This is a genomic window from Streptomyces sp. NPDC091209 (assembly GCF_044757755.1).
Classification (GTDB): Bacteria; Actinomycetota; Actinomycetes; order Streptomycetales; family Streptomycetaceae; genus Streptomyces.
The window spans coordinates 340,752-367,060 of record NZ_JBIVVR010000011.1 but is presented as its reverse complement, the minus strand read 5'-3'; the positions used below and the strand labels follow the sequence as shown (position 1 = coordinate 367,060).

Annotated in this window: 17 protein-coding genes; 7 read left to right on the top strand and 10 right to left on the bottom strand. The window is 71.8% G+C overall.

What is annotated here, in order from left to right:
• Positions 1-97: 97 nt before the first annotated feature.
• A complete protein-coding gene (locus ACIQRL_RS30450; RefSeq protein WP_401337500.1) occupies positions 98-2,689 on the bottom strand; it encodes a maltotransferase domain-containing protein in 2,592 nt (863 codons plus the stop codon).
• 213 nt (positions 2,690-2,902) lie between these two features.
• Positions 2,903-4,108, bottom strand: coding sequence for a S8 family peptidase (locus ACIQRL_RS30445; protein WP_401337498.1), 1,206 nt, complete (start codon positions 4,106-4,108; stop codon positions 2,903-2,905).
• A gap of 328 nt (positions 4,109-4,436) precedes the next feature.
• Between ACIQRL_RS30445 and ACIQRL_RS30440 the strand changes: the two genes are divergently transcribed.
• Positions 4,437-7,055 (top strand): glycosyltransferase family 1 protein, encoded by a 2,619-nt coding sequence (locus ACIQRL_RS30440; RefSeq protein WP_401337528.1) that lies wholly within the window; start codon positions 4,437-4,439, stop codon positions 7,053-7,055.
• 112 nt (positions 7,056-7,167) lie between these two features.
• On the opposite strand, the gene ACIQRL_RS30435 is transcribed toward ACIQRL_RS30440, so the two are convergent.
• From ACIQRL_RS30435 to ACIQRL_RS30425, 3 genes are all read right to left on the bottom strand, one after another.
• Positions 7,168-7,668 (bottom strand): DUF1990 family protein, encoded by a 501-nt coding sequence (locus ACIQRL_RS30435; protein ID WP_401337497.1) that lies wholly within the window; start codon positions 7,666-7,668, stop codon positions 7,168-7,170.
• Positions 7,669-7,750: 82 nt separating this feature from the next.
• Positions 7,751-9,415, bottom strand: a complete 1,665-nt coding sequence (locus ACIQRL_RS30430) for a M4 family metallopeptidase (protein ID WP_401337495.1) — start codon at positions 9,413-9,415, stop codon at positions 7,751-7,753.
• A 309-nt stretch (positions 9,416-9,724) separates the two neighbouring features.
• Positions 9,725-11,770: a M4 family metallopeptidase gene (locus tag ACIQRL_RS30425; RefSeq protein ID WP_401337493.1), complete on the bottom strand. Its 2,046-nt coding sequence runs from the start codon at positions 11,768-11,770 to the stop codon at positions 9,725-9,727.
• Positions 11,771-12,310: 540 nt separating this feature from the next.
• On the opposite strand from ACIQRL_RS30425, the gene ACIQRL_RS30420 reads away from it, so the two are divergent.
• Positions 12,311-13,114: a TNT domain-containing protein gene (locus ACIQRL_RS30420; protein WP_401337491.1), complete on the top strand. Its 804-nt coding sequence runs from the start codon at positions 12,311-12,313 to the stop codon at positions 13,112-13,114.
• A gap of 94 nt (positions 13,115-13,208) precedes the next feature.
• Positions 13,209-13,640 (top strand): hypothetical protein, encoded by a 432-nt coding sequence (locus ACIQRL_RS30415; protein WP_401337490.1) that lies wholly within the window; start codon positions 13,209-13,211, stop codon positions 13,638-13,640.
• A 47-nt stretch (positions 13,641-13,687) separates the two neighbouring features.
• Here the strand turns inward: ACIQRL_RS30415 and ACIQRL_RS30410 are convergent, their stop codons facing one another.
• From ACIQRL_RS30410 to ACIQRL_RS30390, 5 genes are all read right to left on the bottom strand, one after another.
• Positions 13,688-14,665: an NAD(P)-dependent alcohol dehydrogenase gene (locus ACIQRL_RS30410; protein WP_401337488.1), complete on the bottom strand. Its 978-nt coding sequence runs from the start codon at positions 14,663-14,665 to the stop codon at positions 13,688-13,690.
• A gap of 246 nt (positions 14,666-14,911) precedes the next feature.
• Positions 14,912-16,669, bottom strand: a complete 1,758-nt coding sequence (locus ACIQRL_RS30405) for an ABC transporter ATP-binding protein (protein WP_401337486.1) — start codon at positions 16,667-16,669, stop codon at positions 14,912-14,914.
• On the bottom strand, positions 16,666-18,438 hold the full coding sequence (locus ACIQRL_RS30400) for an ABC transporter transmembrane domain-containing protein (RefSeq protein WP_401337484.1): 1,773 nt from the start codon (positions 18,436-18,438) through the stop codon (positions 16,666-16,668). The genes ACIQRL_RS30405 and ACIQRL_RS30400 overlap by 4 nt, the downstream gene beginning before the upstream one ends.
• Positions 18,439-18,502: 64 nt before the next feature.
• On the bottom strand, positions 18,503-20,587 hold the full coding sequence (locus tag ACIQRL_RS30395; protein WP_401337482.1) for an ATP-binding cassette domain-containing protein: 2,085 nt from the start codon (positions 20,585-20,587) through the stop codon (positions 18,503-18,505).
• Complete coding sequence (locus ACIQRL_RS30390; protein ID WP_401337480.1) at positions 20,584-22,482, bottom strand: ABC transporter ATP-binding protein; 1,899 nt, start codon at positions 22,480-22,482, stop codon at positions 20,584-20,586. The genes ACIQRL_RS30395 and ACIQRL_RS30390 overlap by 4 nt, the downstream gene beginning before the upstream one ends.
• 206 nt (positions 22,483-22,688) lie before the next feature.
• On the opposite strand from ACIQRL_RS30390, the gene ACIQRL_RS30385 reads away from it, so the two are divergent.
• The 4 genes from ACIQRL_RS30385 to ACIQRL_RS30370 are packed head-to-tail and all read left to right on the top strand — an operon-like array spanning position 22,689 to position 26,295.
• Entirely contained in the window at positions 22,689-23,591 is a 903-nt protein-coding gene (locus ACIQRL_RS30385) for an ATP-binding cassette domain-containing protein (protein ID WP_401337478.1), read from the top strand.
• On the top strand, positions 23,588-24,364 hold the full coding sequence (locus ACIQRL_RS30380; RefSeq protein WP_401337476.1) for an ABC transporter permease: 777 nt from the start codon (positions 23,588-23,590) through the stop codon (positions 24,362-24,364). The genes ACIQRL_RS30385 and ACIQRL_RS30380 overlap by 4 nt, the downstream gene beginning before the upstream one ends.
• Before the next feature lie 34 nt (positions 24,365-24,398).
• Positions 24,399-25,664 carry a sensor histidine kinase gene (locus ACIQRL_RS30375; protein ID WP_401337474.1) on the top strand — a complete coding sequence of 422 codons (1,266 nt, stop codon included), beginning with the start codon at positions 24,399-24,401 and terminating at the stop codon, positions 25,662-25,664.
• Entirely contained in the window at positions 25,654-26,295 is a 642-nt protein-coding gene (locus ACIQRL_RS30370) for a response regulator (RefSeq protein ID WP_401337473.1), read from the top strand. The genes ACIQRL_RS30375 and ACIQRL_RS30370 overlap by 11 nt, the downstream gene beginning before the upstream one ends.
• The last annotated feature ends 14 nt before the right edge of the window (positions 26,296-26,309 follow it).

The window sequence follows — 26,309 nt, the reverse complement described above, 5'->3', positions numbered from 1 at the left end:
ACCAGGACCTCGTAGAAGACGGCTCGTTTGAACCACTCGGGATCGCGGTCCTTGGCCGGGGTGTCCTCGAACGTGTCCGGGACGGGCTCATTGACGATCATGTGGTGGGTGACCCTCCGATCTGCGGTGAGGACGGTCGCAGGACGGTGAGGATGTGCGCGGGCCGGGATCCCGGCTCCAGGCGCACATAGTTGGTCCTGCCCCAGGTGTAGGTCTCGCCGGTGAGCTCGTCGCGCACCGGTACGGACTCGTGCCATTCCAGGCCGAGTTGCGGCATGTCCAACGAGACCGTGGCCTCCTGGGTGTGGTGGGGGTCGAGGTTGACCACCACCACAACCGTGTTCGAACCACGCGCGTCCGTGACGGACTTGGAGTAGGCGATCACCGCCTCCTGGTCGGCGTGGTGGAAGTGCAGATCACGCAGCCGGCGCAGCGCGGGACTGCGTCGCCTGATCGCGTTGAGCTCGCTCACCAGCGGCGCGATGCTCCGGCCGTCCCGCTCCGCCGACTCCCAGTCCCGTGGGCGGAGTTGGTACTTCTCGGAGTGGAGATACTCCTCGCTGCCCTCGCGCAGCGGGACGTTCTCGCAGAGTTCGAAACCGCTGTAGATGCCCCAGGTGGGGGACAGGGTGGCGGCGAGGACGGCACGCAGCTCGAAGGCGGGCCGGCCGCCCTGCTGGAGGAACTCGTGCAGGATGTCGGGGGTGTTGACGAAGAAGTTGGGCCGCATGCAGGCGGCCGAGTCACCGGACAGCTCGGTGAGGTACTCCGTCAGCTCCTGCTTGGTGTTGCGCCAGGTGAAGTAGGTGTACGACTGCTGGAAGCCGACCGCGGCCAGCGTCTGCATCATCGCGGGCCGGGTGAACGCCTCGGCCAGGAAGATGACGTCGGGGTCGGTGCCGTTGATGTCCGCGATCACCTGTTCCCAGAAGACCACCGGCTTGGTGTGCGGGTTGTCGACGCGGAAGATCCGTACGCCGTGCTCCATCCAGAAGCGGAGCACCCGGACGGTCTCGCGGACCAGGCCGGGCATGTCCTGGTCGAAGGCGATCGGGTAGATGTCCTGGTACTTCTTCGGCGGGTTCTCCGCGTAGGCGATCGTGCCGTCGGGGCGGTGGTGGAACCACTCCGGGTGCTTCTCCACCCAGGGGTGGTCGGGGGAGCACTGGAGCGCGAAGTCGAGTGCGATCTCCAGGTCCAGGGATGCGGCCCGGCGCACGAACGCGTCGAAGTCGTCGATCGTGCCCAGGTCGGGGTGGACCGCGTCGTGTCCGCCCTCGGGGGAGCCGATCGCCCAGGGCACGCCGACGTCCTCGGGGCGGGCGGACAGGGTGTTGTCGGGGCCCTTGCGGAAGGTCGTGCCGATGGGGTGGATCGGCGGGAGGTAGACGACGTCGAAGCCCATCTCCGCGATCGCGGGCAGACGTTCGGCGGCGGTGCGGAACGTGCCGTGCACCGCAGGACCGCTCCGACCGGACCGACCGCTCTCCGAGCGCGGGAAGAACTCGTACCAGGAACCGAACAGCGCCCGCTCCCGCTCCACCAGCAACGGCAGGGGCTCGGAGGACGTCACCAGGTCGCGCAGCGGATGCCGGGCCAGCACCTCGTCCACCTCGGGGGTGAGGGCGGCGGCCAGGCGGGAGGCGACGGGACGGCCGGTGTCGCGCAGCGCGTCGACGGCCCCGAGGACCGTGTCCCTGCCCCGCTTGCCCTTGGGACCCTTCGGCAGGGCGGCGACCGCCCGCTCGTACAGCAGGGCGCCCTCCTCCAGCACCAGTTCCGTGTCCATCCCGGCCGGGATCTTGATCCCCGCGTGATGCCGCCAGGTGGTGATCGGATCCCCCCACGCCTCCACTGTGTACGTCCAGCGGCCCTCCGAGCCGGCGCTCACCCCGGCGCCCCAGCGGTCGGTGCCGGGGGCCAGCTCGCGCATCGGCGTCCAGGGGCCGGGGCGGCCGTCCGGGTCGCGCAGCACGACGTTCGCGGCGACCGCGTCATGGCCCTCGCGGAAGACCGTGGCCGAGACCTCGAACTCCTCGCCCACCACCGCCTTCGCGGGACGACGCCCGTGCTGTACGACAGGGCGGACGTCGAGGACGGGGATGCGCCCGACGGCCGTCGCCGGAACGGCGGCGGGGGCGAAGGGGGCTTCGGGGGTGCGGGTGGCGGGCACGGCGGCCTTGGCCGCCCTGGCGGCGGCTTTGCCGGTGCTGGGCGTGGCCTTGGCCGCCTTCGGAGCGGCCTTGCCCGTCTTGGCGGCGGACTTGGCCGTCTTGGCCGCGGGCTTGGCCCCGCTGGGCCGGGACCCGGCCGGCTTGGACTTGGACGCGGTGCCGCGGGGAGCGGACGCGTCCGGCGCGGAGGCGACGGGAGCGGACGTGACGGGAGCGGAGGTGCCCGGGGCGGACGTGACCGCGACGGAGGCACCGGAAGCACCGGAGGCAGGCTTACCGGTGACGGGCGTATCGGTGGCGGACGTACCGGCGACGGGGGTGTCGGTGCCCGGGGCGGCGGAGCCGGCGGTCGTGGAGCGTGTGGTGGAGTCGGCCGGGCCGGGGGTGGCCGGGCTGCTGCCGCCGGGGGCGGCCGACGGTTTCTCAGGGGGACGCGGACCGGCTTCGGCCTTGCGTGTTCGGGGTGTCTCGGGGGTGGTCGTCGGGGGTGGCGACGTGTGGTGCGTGGCGGGCATGACCGCTCCTGTCCGCGTCAACGTGGGTGGGCGGATGAGGGTGTGGGGAGGTGGGGCCTGCGGGTGTACCGGAGGAGCCTTCCCACCCTATGCGGGTGAGCATTCCGGCACTTTGTTAACTACTCACGCGTATGTCTACACACAAGACCGGCCTCGTCCCGGGCAGGCGAGGCCGGTGCGGTGTGGCCGAATCACCCTGGTTGTACCAGCGTCCTACCAGGGCCGGCCGACTTGCAGGAGTTTGTTCGGTGAACCCGGGCCGACGCCCGACAGCCTTCCCGAGACCGCCCGCGTGACCAGCGACTTCACCACCTGGGCCGGTGCGTCCCCCGGATGGTCCGCCAGATACAGCGCGGCCGCGCCGGCGGCGTGCGGGCTCGCCATCGACGTACCGGAGTACGTCGCCCTGCCCGAATCGCCGGTGTACGCATCCGACGTGATGTCCACCCCCGGCGCGAAGAGGTCGAGCGACGATCCGGTGTTCGAGAAGCTCGCCCGCGCGTCGCTGCGGTCGCTCGCGCCGACGGTGAGCGCCTGCGCCACCCGGGCCGGGGAGTAGAGCGAGGCCGGCCGCCCGGAGTTGCCCGCCGCGACCGTGTAGGTCACGCCGGAGGCGATGGAGTTGCGGACGGCCGCGTCCAACTGGGCGTTGGCGTACCCGCCCAGGCTGAGATTGGCCACGGCGGGCTTCCTCGCGTGCCGGGTGACCCAGTCGATGCCCGCGATGACCTGGGCGGTGGAACCGGCCCCCTTGTCGTCGAGGACGCGGACGGCGACGACCCGGGCCTTCTTGGCGACGCCGTACGCGGTTCCGGCGACGGTTCCGGCGACATGGGTGCCGTGGCCGTTGCCGTCCTGCGCCGTCCCGTCGTTGTCGACGAAGTCCCAGCCGTAGCTCGCCCGGCCCCCGAAGTCCCGGTGCGTGATGCGGATGCCGGTGTCGATGACGTACACGGTGACCCCCGAACCCGCCGATCCGGGTGCCGTGTACCGCTTGTCCAGTGGCCGGCTCGGCTGGTCGATCCGGTCCAGGCCCCACGAGGGCGGGTTCCCCTGGACGCGGTCGAACGTCACGCGGGTGTCCTGGACGACCGAGGCCACGCGCGGGTCCGCTGCGAGCCGCCGGGCCCGTCTCTCGTCGACGCGCACGGCGAAGCCGTTCAGAGCCGTACCGTAGGTGTGGCTGATTCTTGCCCCGTACTGCTCGGCAATGCCCGTTCCGGCCGACGACGGAGCCCGCGTACCCCCTTTGAGCGTCACGATGTAGCTCCCGCTGACGGAGCCGGGCTCCCCCGCTCCGAGTATCCGACCCTCCGGGGCCGCCTGCGCGGGTGGGGCGATGGCCGAAAGCACCGCGGCCGTCGTGACCGCGGTGAGACCCGCCGCCCAGCGCAGACGCCACTTCCTCGTCCGTGCCATGACTTGAGTTCCCCTCCTCAACTCGACGTACCGAGGCCGGAGCCGGCCGCCGCGGGCGGGGTCCGGCCGTACGTCACCCGGTGAGCCTCTCGTGCGGTGCGAAGCACCACAAGGCCGCCCATGAGGGCGGAATCGGCCATACCGTCCAAGGGGTGTCCGTGAAGGTTGCGTCGATTTCTCGCCGACGTCACACGCTTGGCCCCATCCGGGGCCGTGCCGCGATGCGCCGTGTCGCGAAGGCATCCTCGCCGCTAACGTCGTGGGTGACGAAGGCCGCACAACGCCGTGCGTCCCTCTGCCGCGTACGTCCTGTGTGAAGGTGGAACTCGTGAAGGCGATCCGCAGATTCACCGTCCGACCCGTTCTCCCCGAAGCCCTTCACCCGCTCAGCGACCTGGCCCGCAACCTCCGCTGGTCCTGGCATGCCGAGACCCGTGACCTCTTCCAGTCCGTCGACCCCGAGCGCTGGACCGCGTGCGGCGGCGACCCCGTACGACTGCTCGGCAGCGTGTCGGCCGGCCGGCTCGCGGAGCTCACGGAGGACAGCCGCTTCCTGCGCCGTCTCGCCGCGGTCTCCGCCGATCTGCGCGAGTACGTGACCGGCGACCGCTGGTACCAGACGCAGACCTCCGACCTGCCCGCCGCCATCGCCTATTTCTCGCCCGAGTTCGGCATCACCGCCGCGCTCCCGCAGTACTCCGGGGGCCTCGGCATCCTCGCGGGCGACCATCTCAAGGCCGCCAGTGACCTCGGTGTCCCACTCATCGGTGTGGGTCTGCTCTACCGGCACGGCTACTTCCGTCAGTCCCTGTCCCGCGAGGGCTGGCAGCAGGAGCACTATCCGGTCCTCGACCCGAACGAACTGCCCGTGGTGCCCCTGAGCGAGGACGACGGGACACCCGCCCTGGTCTCCCTCGCGCTGCCCGGCGGCCGCGCCCTGCGCGCCCGGATCTGGCTCGCCCAGGTCGGCCGGGTCCCGCTCCTCATGCTCGACTCCGACGTCGAGGAGAACGACCTCGGCGAACGCGGGGTCACCGACCGGCTGTACGGCGGCGGCAGCGAACACCGTCTGCTGCAGGAGATGCTCCTCGGCATAGGAGGGGTGCGGGCGGTCCGGACGTACTGCCGGCTGACCGGGCACCCGCAGCCCGAGGTGTTCCACACCAACGAGGGGCACGCCGGGTTCCTCGGCCTGGAGCGGATCGCCGAACTCGCCGACGAGGGGCTGGACTTCGCGCCGGCGCTGGAGGCGGTGCGGGCCGGCACGGTCTTCACCACCCACACCCCGGTGCCCGCCGGCATCGACCGCTTCGACCGGGAGGTGGTGGCCCGCCACTTCGGCGCCGACGCCGAACTCCCGCGCATCGACGTGGAGCGCGTCCTCGCCCTCGGCATGGAGACCTATCCCGGCGGCGAGCCGAACCTCTTCAACATGGCCGTGATGGGCCTGCGTCTCGGCCAGCGGGCGAACGGGGTCTCGCTGCTGCACGGCCAGGTCAGCCGGGAGATGTTCTCCGGGCTCTGGCCGGGCTTCGACCCCGAGGAGGTGCCGATCACCTCGGTCACCAACGGCGTCCACGCGCCGACCTGGGTGGCGCCCGAGGTCTTCCGCCTCGGCGCCCGGCAGATCGGCGCGCAGCGCACCGAGGACGCGCTGACCGTCGGCGGCTCGGACCGCTGGGACACGGTGGCCGAGATCGCCGACCAGGAGATCTGGGACCTGCGCAGGGTGCTGCGGGAACAGCTGGTGCTGGAGGTACGGGACCGGCTCCGGGCGTCCTGGCGCCAGCGCGGCGCCGGAACGGCCGAACTCGGCTGGATCGACGGGGTCCTTGACCCGGACGTCCTCACCATCGGCTTCGCGCGCCGGGTCCCCTCGTACAAACGGCTGACCCTCATGCTGCGCGACCGCGACCGGCTCATGGACCTGCTGCTGCACGCCGAGCGGCCGGTCCAGATCGTCGTGGCGGGCAAGGCGCACCCCGCCGACGACGGCGGGAAGCGGCTGATCCAGGAGCTGGTCCGGTTCGCGGACGACCCCCGGGTACGCCACCGGATCGTCTTCCTGCCCGACTACGGCATGGCGATGGCCCAGAAGCTCTACCCGGGCTGCGACATCTGGCTCAACAATCCGCTGCGCCCGCTGGAGGCGTGCGGTACGAGCGGGATGAAGGCGGCGCTCAACGGCTGCCTCAACCTCTCCGTCCTGGACGGCTGGTGGGACGAGTGGTTCCAGCCCGACTTCGGCTGGGCGATCCCGACCGCGGACGGCACCGCGACCGACGACGACCGCCGGGACGAGCTGGAGGCCGGGGCCCTGTACGACCTGCTCGAACAGCGGGTGGCCCCCCGCTTCTACGAGCGCGGCCAGGCGGATCTGCCCGACCGCTGGATCGAGATGGTCCGCCGGACCCTGACCCACCTCGGCCCCAAGGTCCTGGCGGGCCGGATGGTGCGCGAGTACGTGGAGCGCCTGTACGCACCCGCGGCCCAGGCCCACCGCTCCCTCACCGCCGAGACGGCCCGCGAACTGGCCGCCTGGAAGGCGCGGGTCCGGACCGCCTGGCCGCGGATCACCGTCGACCATGTCGAGGCGTCCTCGGCCACCACGACCCCCGAACTCGGCACCACCCTGTCGCTGCGGGTCCGCGTCGGCCTCGCCGACCTCGCCCCCGACGACGTGGAGGTCCAGGCGGTCGCGGGCCGCGTCGACACGGACGACCGCATCGCGGACGCGGTCTGTGTCCCGCTGAAGCCGACCGGCGGTTCCGACCTGGAGGGCCGCTGGGTGTACGAGGGCCCGCTGTCCCTCGACCGCACGGGTTCCTTCGGCTACACGGTCCGCATCCTGCCGGCCCACCGCCTGCTGGCCTCCGGCGCGGAACTGGGGCTGGTGGCGGTGCCTTCGGACGAGCTGGGGGAGGGGGCGGGCGTGCTGATGCGGTGACGCGCCGGGTCGCGACCGCCAGGGGCGGGCCATGCGCCATGGCCCGCCCTCGGCGCGGACGCCCTCGGCCCGTGCCACGTCCGGCCCTTCGGTCCGGCGTTCGCGGGAGGGTTCAGCTGTCGAGCCCCGCGCACAGCCGTCGCATCACCTTCCCGCACCGCTGGGCGTAGGCGTGCTGGAGGCCCCGGACCGCGGGACCGCCCGCGCGGGCGTACCACTTGGCCGCGCGGCTGAAGGCCGTGATCGTCAGCCAGACGGTGCCGTCGCCGGTACGGGAGACGACGAAGGCTTCCTCGCCGCACTCGGGATGGCCGGAAAGCGTTCCGTACGCCCAGGCGGTCCGCCGGTATTCCTCGGCGGTCCAGACGACGCGGCAGGGGGCCTTGATCGGGCCGATCCCGACGGTGACGGCGACCCCCGGCGCCGCCTTGTCGGCGTCGGAGACCATGTTGATTCCCATGGCGCGGTGCAGTTCCCAGGTCATCAGGGCTTCGGAGGCGCGCCGGAACACGGCCTCGCCCTCGCCGATCCGGGAGCGGACATGCAGTCGGTGGAAGCCCGGGGGGCAGCGGTCCTCGCGGGTCGCGCCCACGTCCTCGTACGTGTAGGGCATGGGGGCAAGCGTAAGGCGGCACCCGGCACTGGTCGGTGCCGGGTGCCGCCTCAGTTCGATTACGTTCGTACTAGTACTAGTACTAGCTGACGTTGACCGCGGTCCAGGCCGCCGCCACCGCGTTGTACTGGGTGCTGCCGGAGCCGTACAGCGCGGCCGCCGCCGAGAGGGTGCCCGTGCGGGCGGACTTGTAGTTGGTGGTGGACGTGAAGTACGTGGTCAGCGCCTTGTACCAGATCTGCAGCGCCGCGGCCCGGCCGATGCCGGTGACCGTCGAGCCGTTGTAGGTCGGGGAGTTGTAGCTGACGCCGTTGATCGTCTTCGCGCCACTGCCCTCCGAGAGGAGGTAGAAGAAGTGGTTCGCGACGCCGGACGAGTAGTGCACGTCCAGGTTGCCGACGCTGGAGGACCAGTAGTTGGCGGAGCCGCCGTCCTTGCTGGGCTGGTCCATGTAGCGCAGCGGGGTGCCGTCACCGTTGAGGTTGATCTTCTCGCCGATGAGGTAGTCGCCCACGTCGGAGGAGTTCCCCGCGTAGAACTCGACACCGGTGCCGAAGATGTCGGAGGTCGCCTCGTTGAGACCGCCGGACTCGCCCGAGTAGTTCAGGCCCGCGGTGTTGGCGGTGACGCCGTGGCTCATCTCGTGGCCGGCCACGTCCAGCGAGGTCAGCGGGTGCGTGTTGCTGGCGCCGTCGCCGTACGTCATGCAGAAGCAGCTGTCGTCCCAGAACGCGTTCTCGTACGAGCTGCCGTAGTGGACGCGCGAGTACGCTCCGACGCCGTTGTTCTTGATGCCGCTGCGGCCGAAGGTGTTCTTGTAGAAGTCCCACGTCTCCTGCGCGCCGTACGCGGCGTCGGCGGCCGCGGTCTGGTCGGTGGTGGAGCTGGAGGCCGCGCCGGTGCCCCACACGTCGTCCGCGTCGGTGAACAGCGTGCCCGCGGAGGAGCTCGTGGTGTGCGACTTGTTGTACGTCTTGTGGCTGCCGCGGGTGCTGTCGGTCAGGCTGTACGTCGAGCCCGACAGGGTCGTGTTGAGGGTGACCGTGCCCGAGTAGAGGGTCTTGCCGGTACCGGTCTCGATGCCCTGGTACTCGTAGAGCTTCTTGCCGGTGGCCGCGTCGGTGATGACGTGAAGTTCGTTGGGGGTGCCGTCGTCCTGGAGGCCGCCGACGACGGTCTCGTAGGCGAGGGTCGGCTTGCCGGTGGCGGCCCAGATCACCTTGCGGGGGGCCTGGTCGGCGGCGGTCTTGTCCGAGCCCGCGGCCTTGGCGACGGTCAGCGCCTGCTTCTCGGCCTTGGCGGTCGTGACGAGCGGCTTGAGCGAGGCGACCTTGATGGACGTCTTGGTCGCCTTCGTCACGCCCTCGGTCTTGCCGGCCTTGGACTCGTGGACGACGAGGTCGCCGCCGAGGACCGGAAGTCCGTTGTACGTGCGTGCGTAACGGGTGTGGACGGTGCCGTCGGCGTCCTTGACGACGTCCTTGACGACCAGCTTCTCCTTGGCACCGAGGCCTATCTGCCGGGCCGTCTCCGCCGTGGCGGCGTCGGCCTTCTTGATGAGCGCGGTGCGCGCGGAGTTGGAGAGCAGGACCTGCGAACCGGCGAGGGGGGTGGTTTTGCCGGCGGGGAGTGCCGCGGTCTGGGCGGCGGCACCGGTGGTCAGACCGGTGGCGAGCAGGGCTCCGGCGGCGACGGCGGTGGCGACGGCCAGAGTGGTGCGCTTGTGACGCGCGTAGAGGGGGGTCACGCAAGCTCCTTTTGTGGGGGCGTCCGAACGGCGTGGGGTGGCCGGACGGACGGTTGTGAAGTTGCGGTGCGGGTGAGCCGTGCGGTGGAAGCGTGCCACCCCGGGCGCGTACATGTCAGGAGGCCATAAGGACCTTGGCCGAAAATCGTCGATCAGGTGAACAGTTGGGTTCCTCGGCGTCGGGCCGGCCGACGCCAAGCACGGGTCAACGCAAACCCTCTTCGGGGCAAAGGAGGGCGCCGTCCCGGGGAGTCGAAACTCCGGGACGGCGCCCTGGCACCCAGTCCGCGCGCGGACTTCCGCCGCGGTTTACGGGAAGGTCAACTTCCAGCTGTTGATGTAGCCGGTGTCCTGGGCCGCCTGGTCCTGGACCTTGAGTTTCCAGGTGCCGTTGGCGACTTCGGAGGACGCGTTGACCGTGTAGGTCGTGTTCACGTTGTCCGCCGAGTCGGACGAGCTGAAGTTCTTCAGGCGGTACGTCGAGCCGTCCGGGGCGACCAGATCGATCACCAGATCACCGCGCCAGGTGTGCACGATGTCCACGGCGACCGCGAGGTTCGACGGGGCGTTGCCCGTTCGGCCGGTGACCGCGATCGACGAGGTGACCGCCGGACCGTTGTCCGGAATCGATACGTCGGTCGTGTTCTCGAACGAGGTGCCTCCGCCGCCGCCACCGCCCGGACGTGAACCGACGTTCACGGCCGCCCAGGCGTTCTGCACCGCCGTGTACTCGGCGCTCGTCGTGCCGTACAGCTCACCCGCCGCCGCGAGCGTGCCGGTGCGGGCCGAGGCGTAGTTGGTGGTCGAGGTGAACTTCGTGGTGAGCGCGCGGTACCAGATCTGCAGCGCCTTGTCGCGGCCGATGCCGGTGACCGGAAGCCCGTCGGAGGTGGGTGAGTTGTAGCTGACGCCGTTGATGACCTTGGCGCCGCTGCCCTCGCTCAGCAGGTAGAAGAAGTGGTTGGCGACACCCGACGAGTAGTGCACGTCGAGGTTGCCGACTCCGGAGTACCAACTGTCCGCGGAGCCACCGTCCTTGCTCGGCTTGTCCATGTAACGCAGCGGTGTGCCGTCGCCGTTGATGTCGATCTTCTCGCCGATGAGGTAGTCGCCCACGTCGGTCGAGTTGTTGGCGTAGAACTCCACGCCGGTGCCGAAGATGTCGGAGGTCGCCTCGTTGAGACCGCCGGACTCGCCCGAGTAGTTGAGACCCGCGGTGTTGGAGGTGACGCCGTGGCTCATCTCGTGGCCGGCCACGTCGAGCGCGGTCAGCGGGTCGTTGTTGCCGGACCCGTCGCCGTACGTCATGCAGAAGCAGCTGTCGTCCCAGAACGCGTTCACGTACGAGTTGCCGTAGTGCACACGCGAGTAGGCGCCCACGCCGTTGTTCTTGATGCCGCTGCGCCCGAAGGTGTTCTTGTAGAAGTCCCAGGTCACCGCGGCGCCGTAGTGCGCGTCGGCGCCGGCCGTGGCGGCGTTCGACGTGGTGCCGTTGCCCCAGGTGTCGCTGGTCTGCGAGAACAGCGTGCCGGTGCCCGACGTCCCGTGGTTCAGGTTGTACGTCTTGTGGGCGCCGCGCGCACTGTCGTTCAGCGTGAAGTTGGAGCCCGACTGCGTGGTCGTCAGGGTCACCTGGCCGCTGTACTGGGTGTTGCCGACGCCGGTCTCGATGCCCTGGTACTCGTAGAGCTTCTTGCCGGTGACGGCGTCGGTGATGACGTGCAGCTGGTTGGGGGTGCCGTCGTCCTGGAGCCCGCCGACGACCGTCTCGTAGGCGAGGGCCGGCCGGCCGCTGCCCGCCCAGATCACCTTGCGGGGCGCGTGGTCGGCGGCGGTGCTCTTCGAGCCGGCGGCCCTGGCGGCGGACAGGGCCTGCTTCTCCGCGCTGCCGGCGGCGACCGCGGGCTTGAGCGTGGCGACCTTGAGGGAGGCCTTCGTCGCCTTGTAGACGTGCCCGGTCCTCCCGGACTTGGAGGTGTCGACGACCAGGTCGCCGCCGAGGACCGGCAGTCCTCGGTACGTCCGCTCGTAGCGGGTGTGGACGGTGCCGTCGTGGTCCTTGATGACGTCACGGGCGACGAGGCTCTCGCCGGCGCCGAGACCCAGGTCCCTGGCGGTCGTGGCCTTGGCCGCGTCGGCGTCGCGTATCAGCTCGGCGCGCTGGGAGGCGGTGAGCTTCATGGCGACGGCGCCCGGGTTGATCCTGCCCGCCCGGGGAGCCTGTTCCGGGGCGGCGCTCGCGGCGCCCGACTGGACGGCCGCGGCCAGCAGGGCGGAGACGCCGACGAGGGCGACACCGGCGACACGGCGCTTGGTGATGTGGGAGGTGCGTCTGTGGGGAGAACTGCTGCTCAACACTGACTCCTTCTGCATGGCCGCGGGTCGCGCGGCCAGGGGAGACCGGACGATGGATGACCCGTCCGGGCAGAACTGGGCGTTACGCGGAACCAGGTGCATGGGGTCGTACGGCCCAACACAGCGGACGTAGCTGTGAGGTTGCTGTGAAGTAGCCGTGGGAAGAGTGGCAGGAGATAACCCTTTCTGTCAGGACCGCGTCACCAAAATGGCCGGAAACGGTTCGTTGTCCGGTTAGTCATGTTCGATATACGGACTGTCCTTCGGGTGTTCGTCTCGGCGTGCAGCGGCACGCCGCGCTCTTCGCGCCGACCGGGGGCGGGGCGCCGGGCCGACGGTGCGTACCGCCAGATGACCGGGCCGCCGGCAGCAACGGAATGAAGCCCAGACCCTTTCGGGCGTGTTCCGGCACGTCCGCTCGCCTGCCTCCGGCCCCTGCGGTTTGAGTGATCCCCGACATTCCGGGCCGCTCCCGTCGCCCTCAGCCGCTCAGCCGCGCGAGGCGGTGCGATCCGGACACGTAATCCCGCAGGAGGTTTGGTGAGAAGGTCACATTGGTGTGCGAGCCTGGCCGCTCTGGGAGCTCTGACCGGCTCCCTCATGCTCGGCGCCTCCGTCTCGTCCGCCGCGTCCGCGCAGCCGGACGACAGCCGTACGAACGGCGTCGCGCACGCCCTGTCCGCCACCCCGGTGCCGAAGCCGGCGCCCGGCCACGTGAAGCCGGGCGACGAGCACGGCCCTTACGAAGAAGCGCGGGTGTGCGAGGGGCTCGTGCCGGATCCCATCCCGCCGAGACTGGAGCGCCTCTTCTTCTGCGGTGACTGGCGGCTGGGCCCGAGGCGGCTGCCGACCCGGGGTCCGGTGGGGAGGATCCTCGACGGGTACAACCGGCTCGGCGGTCTCACCGCCGTGAAATTCCTCGACAAGTGGTGGGACCCGGCCCTCGACTCCGGCCAGGGCGACTGGCGCTACCCGCCGGACGACGGCTTCACCCACCAGAACCAGACGGTGCTGGCCGCCCCTCTGCTGCTGCACGCCGGACTGAAGCTCGACCGCGTCGGCGGCGAGTCGGGCCGCTTCCTCGCCCCCGCGGGCACCAAGTACGGGAAGCGGTCCATCCCGCCGTCGAGCCTCAACACGATGGACCCGCGCTACCCGTACAACTACCACCTCTACCGGCTGGCCAAGGACGTGACGGTCTGCGCGGGCAAGACCGCCCCCGGGTTCGAGCAGCCTGGCCTCGGCACCCAGTACGTGACGTCGAGCAAGTTCTGCCCGGACATCCCCCGCACCACGGTGGGTGACCTGGTGAGCAACGGCACGCTGGTGCGGATCGGCCACTGACCCCGCCCCCTCCCCCGGGGGTGCGCGACACCGCGCGGAAGCCGGCCCCGGCTGTGACCGGGCCCGGCTTCCGCCCCGGCGGAAGGCTCACGGCATGGACCGGTTCGCGTTGTGCCGGGCCCTCGCGGCGGCCGGGGTTCCCGCCGCGTCCTACGAGATCGTGGACTGCCCCGGCGGCCACCGCGCGGCCGACCGCTACTTCCTCCAAGGACACGACGGGGACTGGACCGTGGGCGTCCACGAGCGGGGGACCCACCAGGTCTTCGAGCGGTTCGCCGACGAGGGCGAGGCCTGCCGATGGATCCACGACCGTCTCATCGCCGGGGAGCCGTCCGCCCCGGAACCCCCGCCCGCGGCACCGGCCGGTCAGGGGCGCGACCCCGAGGCCCTGCAACGGCAGGCGGACGAGGAACTGGAGCGGGCCCTCGCCGAGCTGCGCCGCCGAGCACGCGAGGAGGCCGGCGGGAGGCCGCGAGAGGGGCCCGGCGAGGAGGCCGGGGAGAAGCCGCGAGAGGGGCCCGGCTAGGAGAGCGGCGAGAGGGACGGTCCCGGCTAGCCGAGGGCCGTCGCGGCTCACACGGTGACGACGACCTTCGCGCGGGCGTGCTCCACCTCCAGATAGCGGATCGCCTCCGGCACCTCGCTCAGGGACGCGTACGTCCGGTCGACGACCGGGGCGATCTTCCCGGATTCGACGAGTTCCCGCAGGGTCGCGAGGTTCTCCGCGCACTGCCTCGCGGTCAGGGTGAGGATCCGCTGACCGACGAAGCGCGACAGCACCGGTCCTCTCAGGATGAGCCCCATCGGCCCGAAGACACTGCCGCCCTCGGACACCCCGCCGCCGGACAGTACGAGCGTCCCCCTGGGCGTCAGCGCGCGCCGGAACGCGGTCAGGGAGCGATTGCCCACCAGGTCGAGCACGACGTCGTAGCGCAGCCCCTCGCGGGTGAAGTCCACCGTGCCGTAGTCGATGACGCGGTCCGCGCCGAGGGACCGCACCAGGTCCGCGTTCCGCGCGCTGCACACGCCGGTCACCTCGGCGCCGTACGCCTTGGCGATCTGTACCGCGAACGTGCCGACACCCCCCGAAGCTCCGTTGACGAGCACACGCAGTCCGGGCCGCAGCGGTGCCACGTCGCGCAGCCCGATGAGGGCCGTGTTCCCCGCCAGCGGCAGCGCGGCGGCCTGCTCGAAGGTCAGACCCGCCGGCTTCCGCTCCACCACGTCGTCCGGGGCGCACACGTACTCGGCGAACGCCCCGTCGGCCTCACCGAACACCTCGTCCCCGGGACGCAGCCGCTTCACATCGCCGCCGACCGCCTCGACCAGCCCCGCGAAGTCCCGCCCGCGGATCCGCTGCCGGGGCCGGCGGGCGCCGAAGGACAGCCGCGCCAGATACGGATCGCCGCGCATGAGATGCCAGTCGTACGCGTTGAGGGAGACCGCCTTCACCCGTACGAGCACCTGGTTTCCCGTCGGCACCGGTGTGTCGAACTCCCTCAGCTCCAGTGCGTCGGGAGAGCCGTACCGGTCCTGGGCGATCGCTTTCATCGGAACTCCGTAAAGCACCCGTGAGGTGCGGACATTGATCGGTCGGCCGAAAAGCGCCACTGCGTTCGACGCTAGCCGGACGGCGCCTTCACGGGAATCGGGGAGAGGCCCTAGGGGGCAACCGGAGGACGCTCGCCACCTTGTCCGCGGCGGACGGCGCCGGACCGCTGCGGACAAGGTGGCCGCGGCGGATCGCGCCGGGCCCCGGCGGATCGCGCCGGGCCGCGCCGGGCCGCGGCGGTCCGGTCAGCCGTCGGCGGGACGCGGGTCCCCGTGCCACGAGTGCCACAGCGCCGCGTACGGGCCCTCGGCCGCCACCAGTTCGTCGTGCGTGCCCAGTTCGGTCAGCCGGCCGTCCTCCATCACCGCCACCCGGTCGGCGTCGTGGGCGGTGTGCAGCCGGTGGGCGATCGCGATGACGGTCCGGCCCTCGAGGACGGCGGCCAGCGCGCGCTCCGTGTGCCGGGCCGTCGTCGGGTCGAGGAGCGCCGTGGCCTCGTCGAGGATCAGGGTGTGCGGGTCGGCGAGCACCACGCGGGCCAGTGCCAGCTGCTGGGCCCGTGAGCCGTCGACGCGCAGGGCCTCGGGACCCAGCTCGGTGTCAAGACCGTCCGGGAGCTCCCCGGCCCAGTCTTCGGCGCCGACCGCGGCGAGCGCCGCCCACAACTCGGCCTCGCCGGCGGCCGGTTCGGCGATGAGCAGGTTCTCGCGGACCGTACCGAGGAACACATGGTGCTCCTGGGTGACGAGGACGACGTGCCGGCGCAGTTGCTCGGGGTCGAGGTCGACGACCGGTACCCGCCCGACCGTCACCGTCCCGCTGCCCGGCGCGTCGACGCCCGCCAGCAGTCTGCTCAGCGTGGTCTTCCCGGCGCCGGAGGGACCCACGACGGCCAGTCGCTCCCCGGGACGCACCGTCAGGTCGACCCCGCGCAGCACCTCCCCGCCGCGGTCGTAGGCGTACCGCACGCCGGTGACGTCGATCCGGTCGTCCACCGGTACCGGTGAGTCGGCCGGGGCGGCGCGCGGCGCGCGGGCCAGCCCCTCCACCCGGGCGAACGATGCTCCGCCGCTCTGCAGTTGCTCGACCTGGTTCAGGACCTGGTCGAGCGGTTCGGCGAGCCGGTGCAGATAGAGCGCCGCGGCGACCACCGTGCCGAGGCTCAGCGCGCCGTGGGCGTGCAGCGCGCCGCCCACCAGGAGTACGGCGACGACCGGGACGATGTACGAGATGTCCACGGCCGGGAAGAACACACTGCGCAGGAACAGCGTCCCCATCCGCGTCAGCCGGGAGACCTCCAGCGCGTCCCGGCTCGCCCGGATCCGGCGCTCGCGCAGTCCGAACGCCTCCACCGCACGGGCGCCGGACGCGGTGGAGGCGAGGATCTCGGCGACCTCCGAGGTGGCGGCGCCCTGAGCGAGGTAAGCGGCGCGCGCCCGGCGCAGATACCAGCGCAGCGCGAACCCGATGCCCGCCAGGCCCAGCACCCCGCAGGCGCCGAGCAGCGGGTCGATGACGAAGACGGCGACCAGGATGAACAGCGCCTGCGCTCCGGAGATCAGAAGCTGCGGTCCCGTGTCCCGCAGTGTGTTGCCGACCTCCGTGACGTCGCCGGTGCCACGGGCCGTCAGATCGCCGGTGCCCGCCCGCTCCACGACCGACGCGGGCAGTGTCAGCGTCCGCTCCACGAACTCCTCCCGTACCCGCGCGAGGGTCCTCTCCCCGAAGCGGTACCCCACGAACCGGGCCCAGCGCGCCAGCAGGAGCTGCGCCAGCGCGGACACGAGGATGACGAGCGCCGGCCCGTCCACCACCTCCACGCCGCCGCCGCTCCGCACGTCGTCGATCATCCGTCCGAGCAGCCAGGGGCCGACCAGACCGGCCGCGGCGGCCAGCGCGTTGAGACCGAGCACGGCGGCGAACACCCGCCCGTCCGCCCGGATCAGCCGCACCGCCGCCCGCCGCACGTCGGCGCGCCCCGCGACCGGCAGATGGACACTCACAGCACGACCTCCTCGTCCACGCCCGCCACCGGGCCCGCGTCCCGTTCCCCGCCCGTCTCCGTAGCCCCGTCGGGTTCCATGTCGCGGGCCACCAGAGCCCGGTATCCCGGTTCCGATCTCAGGAGTTCGCGGTGGGTGCCGGTGGCCGCGGTCTTGCCGTCGACCAGGAAGCAGACGGTGTCCGCGCGGTCCAGCACGAGCGGCGACGTGCTGGTCACGACGGTCGTACGGCCCGAGCGCGCGGCGCGCAGCCGGGCCGCGACCGCCGCCTCGGTGTGGGCGTCCAGCGCCGAGGTCGGTTCGACGGCGAGCAGCACCTCCGGGTCGGCGAGGAGCGCGCGCACCAGCCGCACCCGCTGCCGCTGTCCGCCGGACAGGCTCCGGCCCTGCGCGTCGACGGCCGAGTCGAGACCGCCCGGCAGGCCGAGCACGATGTCGTCGGCGACGGCCGCGCGCACGGCCTGGGCGATGCCCTCCTCGTCGGGGTCCCGGCGTCCTCGGACCAGTTCGCGCAGGGTGCCCGCGAACAGGTCGGCCTCGTGGTCGGCGACCAGGATCCGTTCGCGCACCTGGGGCAGGGCGACCTCGTCGAGCCGTACGTCGCCCCAGGTCACGTCCGAGACGGCGTACCGGCCGAGCCGGTCGACCACGGCCTCGGACTCCGCGGGGCGGGCCCCGGCCAGCGCGGTCAGCCTCCCCGGGACCACCCGGACCCCGGACTCCGGATCGTGCAGCACGGCCGGGGACCCCGGAGCGTCCAGCGCGTCGGGGGGAGAGGCGAGGGGCTCCAGGGACAGGAACCGTACGACGCGCCGGGCGGCGACCACGGCCCGGGAGAGTTCGTAGGCGCAGTCGATGAAGAAGTACACCGGCAGGACGAGGACCGCGACATACCCGTACACGGACACCAACTCGCCGATGCTGATCGCTCCTTGAGCGGCCAGCCGGGCCGCGATCCAGGTCACCGCGGCCAGGAAGACGGACGGCAGCCCCATGCCCAGCGCCTGGATCCAACTGGTCACCGAGCCGACCCGGTACCCCTGTTCCCGCAGCTTCCGCGAGTCACGGCGGAACGCGTCCGCGAACAGCCCTTTGCCACCCAGCCCGTTCAGGACGCGCAGACCGCCCGCGAGATCGCCGATGCGTGCCGTCAGTACGGACTGCCGTTCCCGGTACCCCGTCTCGGTCCCCTGGAGCCGGCTCATCAACGGCCCGACGAGGACGGCCATCAGCGGCACCCCGAGCAGGATCACCGCGGACAGCTGCACCGAGACCGGCAGCAGCAGAGCGGCCACCACGGCGTAGGTGACGACCGCGGCCAGACCGGGCCCGACGACGGTCAGCGACCTGCTGATCGTGTCCACGTCGCGGACGCCGACCGTGATGATCTCGCCCGTGCCGATCTGCCGCGAGAGTGCGGCGCCGAGCCGGGCCGCGTGCTCGACGACGAGCTTGACCGTACGGAAGTTGGCGTCCATCCGGACCTGGGTCATCGTGCGGTGCCGTACGACACCCAGACCGGCGTTGATCACCCCGGCGCCCAGCACGGCGGCCGTCCAGCCGGTCAGCGCCACCCCGTCGCCCGGCTCCAGACCGTCGTCGATCGCCCGGGACAGCAGATACGGCGTCAGCGCCGTGAGCCCCATCCACACGCTGGCGACCACCGCGCCGGTGACCGACCGGCCCGCCTGCCGGGCGACCAGCCACCACAGGAACCGCCAGCCGCCCCGGCGGTCCGGTGTCCCCGGGTCCGCGTACGTGTCGATCATCCGCTCTCTTCGCCCCTCTGCCCGCCGGTCGGTCTGTCCGTCTGTCCACCGCGCCCGTCCACCGCTACACGAGGCTGTCGCGCCACGCCCGGTGCAGATCCGCGAACCGGCCGGTGCCCGCGACGAGTTCGTCGGGTGTGCCGTCCTCGACGACCCGCCCGTGCTCCATCACCAGCACCCGGTCGGCGATGGCCACCGTCGACAGCCGGTGCGCGATGACCACCGCCGTACGGCCCCGCAGAACGGTCGACATGGCGCGCTGTACCGCCCGTTCGCCCGGGATGTCCAGGGAACTGGTCGCCTCGTCCAGGATCAGGACGGCCGGGTCGGCGAGCAACGCCCGCGCGAAGGCGACGAGTTGACGCTGACCCGCCGAGATACGGCCGCCGCGCTTGCGTACGTCCGTGTCGTAGCCGTCGGGCAGGGCGCTGATGAAGTCGTGCGCGCCGATCGCCTTCGCGGCCCGCTCGATCTCCTCGCGGGACGCCTCGGGGCGGCCGATCGCGATGTTCTCGGCGACCGTGCCCGAGAACAGGAACGCCTCCTGGGTCACCATCACCACCCCGCGCCGCAGTTCGGGCACGGACAGCTCGCGCAGATCGACGCCGTCGAGCAGGACCCGACCGTCGGAGGGGTCGTAGAACCGGGCCAGGAGCTTGGCGAGCGTCGACTTGCCCGCGCCGGTCGAGCCGACCACGGCCACCGTCTGGCCGGCCGGCAGCGTGAGCGAGAAGGTCGGCAGGACCTCCCCACCGGTGCGGTACGCGAAGCGGACCTCGTCGAACACGACCTCGCGGCCGGGGTGTTCGGAGGCGAGTGACGGCAACTGCCGTGGTACGGACGGTTCCGGCACGGACGGCGTCTGGGCCAGCAGGCCGGCGATCTTCTCCAGCGAGGCCGCCGCGGACTGATAGGAGTTCAGGAACATCCCGAGGCGGTCGATCGGGTCGTACAGCCGGCGCAGATAGAGCACCGCCGCGGCGAGTACGCCGAGCGCCAGCGAACCCGAGGCCACCCGGTAGGCGCCCCACAGCACGATGCCCGCGACCGCCGTGTTGGCGACGAGCCGGGAGCCGACGACATAGCGGGCCATCTCCAGCAGGGCGTCGCCGTTCGTCTTCTCGTGCCGCCGGTTGAGCACCCCGAACTCGGCCTCGTTGGCGGCCTCCCGGCGGAACGTGCGCACCGGCCGGATGCCGTTCATCGTCTCCGCGAACTTCACGATCACCGCGGCGATCGTCGTCGAGCGGACGGCGAAGATCCGGCCCGCCCGGCGCTGGTAGCGGCGGATCAGCAGATACAGCGGCACGAAGGAGACCACCGCGACCGCGCCCAGGCCGGCGTCCAGCCACAGCAGCATCGCCGAGATGTAGACGAAGGACAGGATGACCGTGACGAGCTCCTGGAGGCCCTCGCTGAGCAGTTCGCGCAGCGACTCGACATCCGTCGTGGAGCGGGAGATCAGCCGGCCCGAGGTGTAGCGCTCGTGGAAGTCGACGCTGAGCGCCTGGGCATGCCGGAAGATCCGGCCGCGCAGATCGAGCAGCACGTCCTGGTTGACCCGGGCCGAGGCGATGATGAAGGCGTACTGGAGCGCGCCGGAGGCCGCCGAGCACAGCAGGTAGGCGGCACCGACGGCGATCAGCGGCCCGTGGTCGTCCTGGCGGAACGCCGGCACGGCACGGTCGATGGCGTACGCCACCAGCAGCGGGCCCGCCTGCACCGCGGCCTGCTGGAGCAGCAGCAGGACGGTGGTCACGGCCACCTGGGCCCTGAGCGGGGCGAGCAGCGAGCGCAGCAGCGTCGCGGTCGCGCCCGGGGGAGTGGGAAGGGTGTCGCGGTCGAACGGGTCCTGGTACGGCTCGGGTTCCGTGCCCGCCCGTTCCTTCCGCCGCCCGCGCCCCCGCCCGCCGATCCGCCCGCCATCCCGCCCGCGATCCCGCCCTCCGTCCCGTCCGGCATTCCGTCCGCCGCCCGGTCCGTCGTCTCCGTCCTCGCCCGGTCCGTCGGCAGATTCCCCGTCCGGTCCCTTGCCCGGTCCCTCGTCGGGTCCCCTGTCCGGTCGCCGGTCCGGTTCCTTGCCCGGTCCGCTGCCCGGTTCCTCGTTGGGTTCCTTGTCCGGCGCGGTGGTCCTGGGCGCCGCCGTCATCGGCCGTCCTCCTCTGCACCCGACATCAGGTGGGCGTATTCGGCATGCGTGCGCAGCAGTTCGTGGTGGGTGCCGACCGCAGTGACCCGGCCGCCGGAGAGCAGGGCCACCCGGTCGGCCAGCAGGACCGTGGACGGGCGGTGGGCCACGATCAGCGCGGTCGTCTCGGCCAGCACCCGGCGCAGGGCGGCCTCGACCGCCGCCTCCGTGTGCACGTCCAGCGCCGACAGCGGGTCGTCGAGCACCAGGAAGCGGGGCCTGCCGACCACCGCGCGGGCCAGCGCGAGCCGCTGCCGCTGCCCGCCGGAGAGGCTGAGGCCCTGCTCGCCGACCTGCGTCGCCGTGCCCTGGGGCAGCGCGTGCGCGAAGTCGGCCTGGGCGACGGCGAGGGCCCGGTCCAGCTCCGCGCGGCCCGCGCCCTCCGCGGCGCCCATCAGGACGTTCTCCCCAACGGTGGCCGAGAAGAGGGTGGGTTCCTCGAAGGCGACGGCGACGAGTTCGCGCAGTTCCGCGCGGGGCATCTCGGTGATGTCCCGGCCGTCCAGGGTGATCCGGCCGGAGGTCACCTCGTGGAGGCGGGGGACGAGCGCGGTGAGGGTGGTCTTGCCGGTGCCGGTGGCGCCGACGAGCGCCATGCTCTCGCCGGGGCGGATGTGCAGGTCGATGTGGACCAGCACGGGCGGTGTGTCCGCGGGCGCGTCGGGATACCGGAACTCGACACCGTGGAACCGCAGTCCGGCGTCGGCCTCGGCCGCACGGGAACCCTGCCCGGCGGTCCCGTCGTCGTCCTGCCCGGTGCTTCCGCCGTCGTCCTGGGCGGCCGTGGCGTCGGCTTCCCTGGCCTCGGCCGACGCGGGCCCGGGCACGGCCGCCGGCGTGGACGTCAGCTCCGGCTCCGGTGTCGCGTGCATGACCTCGAAGTACCGTTCCGTGGCCGTCCCCGCCTCCTGGCTCATCGCGAGGAGGAAGCCGATGGAATCGACCGGCCAGCGCAGGGCGAGCGCGGTCGACAGGAAGGCGACCAGCGTGCCGGCGGAGAGCCGGTGGTCGGCGACCTGGACCGTGCCGAGCACGAGCGCCGCACCGATGGCGAACTCGGGCAGCGTGACGATGACGCCCCAGATGGCGGCGAGCAGCCGGGCCTTGACCAGCTCCGTGCCGCGCAGCGTCCGGGACAGCTCGCGGAACGCGCGCGCCTGGCTGCGATGGCGTCCGAACCCCTTGATGATCCGGATGCCGAGCACGCTCTCCTCGACCACCGTCGTGAGGTCGCCGACCTGGTCCTGCGCCCGCCGCGCCACCTCCGCGTAGCGCCGCTCGAAGAGCCAGCAGACGATCATGACCGGGACGGCCGGGGCGAGCAGCACCAGCCCGAGGGTCCATTCCTGGGCCAGCATGATGGCGATGCCCGCGGAGATCGTCACGGCGTTCACCAGCAGGAAGGTCAGCGGGAACGCCAGGAACATGCGGACGAGCATCAGATCGGTGGTCGCCCGGGACAGCAGCTGACCCGAGGCCCAGCGGTCGTGGAAGGCGACCGGCAGCCGCTGCAGATGCCGGTACAGATCGGCCCGCATCGCCGCCTCGACCCCGGCCAGCGGGCGGGCCACCAGCCATCGGCGCAGCCCGAACAGAACGGCCTCGGCGATGCCGAGCAGCAGCAGATACAGCGCCCCGAGCCAGACACCCGCCGGATCGTGCCCGGTGACCGGACCGTCCACCATCCACTTCAGGATCAGCGGGAACACGAGCGCGAGACAGGACGCGACCACCGCGACGAACGCGGCGCAGAACAGCCGCGCCCGCACCGGGCGCACATACGGCCACAGGCGCAGCAGGCTGCGGACGGTCGAACGGTCGGGGTGGTCGAGGGCGGCTGCATCTGGTGTGGACATCACGTGCGAGCCTACGTTTCACCACTGACAGTGCCCACCGAGTTTTCGGCGCACCTGAATCGTTCGAAGGGCACGGGAGCCTCGCTCGCGGTCACTGCCGGGGCGGGCGTTCGAGGAGTCGTACCGCCGCGTCAACCGATCGGCTGATGCCGGTTCGAGCGCGATGGCCGATGTGCCGGCCCGGGCCCCGCTGGGACTCTCGGACCATGTCAGTCATCGAAGTGAGCGGACTGCGCAAGTCCTACGGCGGCCGGGCCGTCGTCGACGGTGTCTCCTTCACCGTCGAGGAGGGCGAGATCTTCGGGATCCTCGGCCCGAACGGCGCGGGCAAGACCACCACCGTCGAATGCGTCGAGGGGCTGCGGGTCCCGGACGCCGGCCGCGTCCGGGTCGCCGGGCTCGACCCCTTCACCGACCGCCGGGCCACCAGCCGCGTCCTCGGCGCCCAGCTCCAGCAGAGCGAACTCCAGGCGAAACTCACCGTGCGCGAGGCACTGGAGCTGTACGCCGCCCTCTACCCGGACCCGGCCGACTGGCGCCCACTGGCCGAACGCCTCGGCCTGACCGACCGGCTCGGCACCGGCTTCGGCAAGCTCTCCGGCGGCCAGAGGCAGCGCCTGTTCATCGCGCTCGCGCTCATCGGCAACCCGCGCGTGGTCGTGCTCGACGAGCTGACCACCGGGCTCGACCCACGGGCCCGCCGCGACACCTGGGAGCTCATCGAGGACATCCGCGCCCAGGGCGTCACGGTCCTCCTGGTCACCCACTTCATGGAGGAGGCGCAGCGGCTGTGCGACCGGATCGCGGTCATCGACAGGGGGCGCGTCGCCGCCCTGGACACCCCGGCCGGTCTGATCCGCCGCTCGACGGGCTCGACCGTCATCAGCTTCACGCCGTCGGCGCCGCTGGACGAGGGTGACCTGGCCGGACTCCCCGCGCTCGCCTCGGTGGAGCGCAAGGACGGCCGGCTCACGCTGTCCGGCACCGACGAGACCGTCAACGCCGTCATCACGCTGCTCGCCCGGCACCGCATCACCGCCCACCAACTCCGCGTCACCGAAGCCACGTTGGACGACGCGTTCCTGGACCTGACGGAGGTCGCCGTATGAACACCGCAGTCCTGCGCGACAACACCGCTGTTCCGCGCGTCAACACCGCCGTCCTGCGCACCGAGTTGCGCCTCTTCCGTCGCGAACCGGGCGCCGTCTTCTGGATCCTGCTGTTCCCCACCCTGCTCCTGGTGATCCTGGGCTCCGTCCCGTCCTTCCGCCACCACCACGCCGAGCTGGGCGGCCTGCGCACGATCGACGCGTACGTCCCGATCGCCGTGCTGCTCGGCATGATCGTCGGCGGGCTGCAGTCGATGCCGCAGACCCTCACCGGCTACCGCGAACGCGGCATCCTGCGCCGGATGTCCACCACGCCGGTACGGCCGTCCGCCCTGCTGTTCGCGCAGATGCTGGTCTACGGCGCGGCGGCCCTGCTCTCCGCCCTGTGCGCCCTCGTCGTCGGCCGTCTCGCCTTCGGCGTACGACTGCCCGAGCAGCCGTACGGCTATCTCCTGGCCCTGCTCCTGGCGGTCCTGGCCGCGCTCGCCCTGGGCGCGGTGGTCTCCGCGCTGTCCCGGACGACGAAGATCGCGGGTGCGATCGGGTCGGTCGTGTTCTTCCCGATGATGTTCTGCGCGGGCGTGTGGATTCCGGTGCAGGCCATGCCGGACACGCTCGCCCGGATCGTCGGCTGCACACCGTTCGGCGCCGCCGCGCAGGCGCTGAACCAGGCGGCGGCGGGGAACTGGCCGGGCTGGTCGCACCTGGGGGTGCTGGTCGCCTGGACCGTGCTGCTCACGGCGGGCGCCTCCCGCTGGTTCCGCTGGGAATAGGAACTGTCCGGGAGGGCCTGTGCAGACTGGGGACATGACCGCGACGGACAGACGGATCGAGCGACGCTGGGAGCAGGTGCACGCCTGGGGGCCGTACGGACTGCTCGGCATCAGCGTCGTCCTCGCGGCCGTCAGCACCGGCCAGATGGACGGCCCCGCCGAGTGGGAGCTGGACGCGGGCCTGGTCGTCGCCGCGGTCCTGCTCCAGGTGTGGTGGAACGGCACCCGCTCCCGCCGCCCCGCCCACGGCCGGACCCCGTCCCGGGCCGGGACGGCGTACTACGTCGTCCGCTGGGCGATCGCCTTCACGCTCACCTGGAGCAGCGGGTTCTTCGCGTTCTACGCGGCCACCGGCTACATGGACGCCGACGAACTGATCCCGGGCATGTGGCGGCGGCTCGGGCTGTTCGCCAGCGCGATCACCGTGGCCGGCGCGCAGAGCGGCGGGCTGCCGCCCGAGAGCGTGACCCAGTGGCTCGCGTTCGGCGGGCTCCTGGCCGCCAACTCCGGCCTGCAGACGGTGGTGGCGCACCTCACCGAGCAGGAGGAACGGCGCTCCCGCGAACGGGCCGCGACCATCGGGGAACTGGAACGCACCAACGCGGCCCTGCAACAGGCCCTCGACGAGAACGTCGCCCTGCACACCCAACTCGTCGTCCAGGCGCGGGAGGCGGGGGTCGCCGACGAGCGGCGCCGGCTGGCCGCCGAGATCCACGACACCATCGCCCAGGGCCTGACCGGCATCATCGCCCAGCTCCAGGTCGTCGCGAACGCCCCCGACCTGGCCGTCGCCCGCACCTACCTCGAACGGGCCTCGGCGCTCGCCCGCCACAGCCTCGGCGAGGCCCGCCGGTCGGTGCACAACCTGGCCCCCGTGGCGCTGGCCGACGACGGTCTGCCGGAGGCGCTGAAGAAGACGGTCGCCGAATGGGGTGAACGCACTGGCATACGCGCTGAGTTCACCGTGACGGGTACCAGCGAGCAGCTCCACGACGAGGTCTCGGCCACCCTCCTGCGCATCGCCCAGGAGGCCCTCTCCAACGCCTCCCGGCACGCCCGCGCCGCCCGTGTCGGAGTGACGCTGAGCTTCATGGGCGACGAGGTCACCCTCGACGTGCGTGACGACGGCCGGGGCTTCGATCCGCTCGCCGTGCCCGCCCGCACCGGCGCCGGCGGATTCGGTCTCGACGGCATGCGGGCGCGTGCCGAACGCATGGCCGGCTCCCTCGCCGTGGAGTCCGAACCGGGCCACGGCACGGCACTCTCGGCTCGCGTACCGTTGGTACGCCATGCGTCATGAAACAGACCCCCGTATCTCGCTGCTGATCGTCGACGACCATCCCGTCGTACGCGACGGTCTGCGCGGCATGTTCGAGTCCGCGCCCGACTTCACCGTCGTCGGCGAGGCGGTGAACGGGGTCGAGGCGGTCGAGCGGGCCGCCGCCCTCGACCCGGACGTGATCCTGATGGACCTGCGCATGCCGGGCGGCGGGGGAGTGGACGCCATCGCCGAACTGACCCGACGACGCGCCCGCGCCAGGGTCCTCGTCCTCACCACCTATGACACCGACTCCGACACCCTGCCCGCGATCGAGGCGGGCGCGACCGGCTATCTGCTGAAGGACGCGCCCCGCGACGAGCTGTTCACCGCCGTGCGCGCCGCCGCCCAGGGCCGCACCGTCCTCTCCCCGGCCGTCGCCTCCCGCCTGGTCAGCGCCGTCCGCGCCCCGGGCAACGAGCCGCTCTCCGCCCGTGAGCGGGAGGTGCTGGCGATGGTCGCCAAGGGCACCTCGAACCGCGGGATCGCCCGCGAACTGTTCATCAGCGAGGCGACGGTGAAGACCCATCTCACTCACCTGTACGCCAAGTTGGGCGTCAAGGACCGTGCGGCGGCGGTGGCGACGGCGTACGAGCGGGGGATCCTCGGCTGACCGGGTCGCGCCCC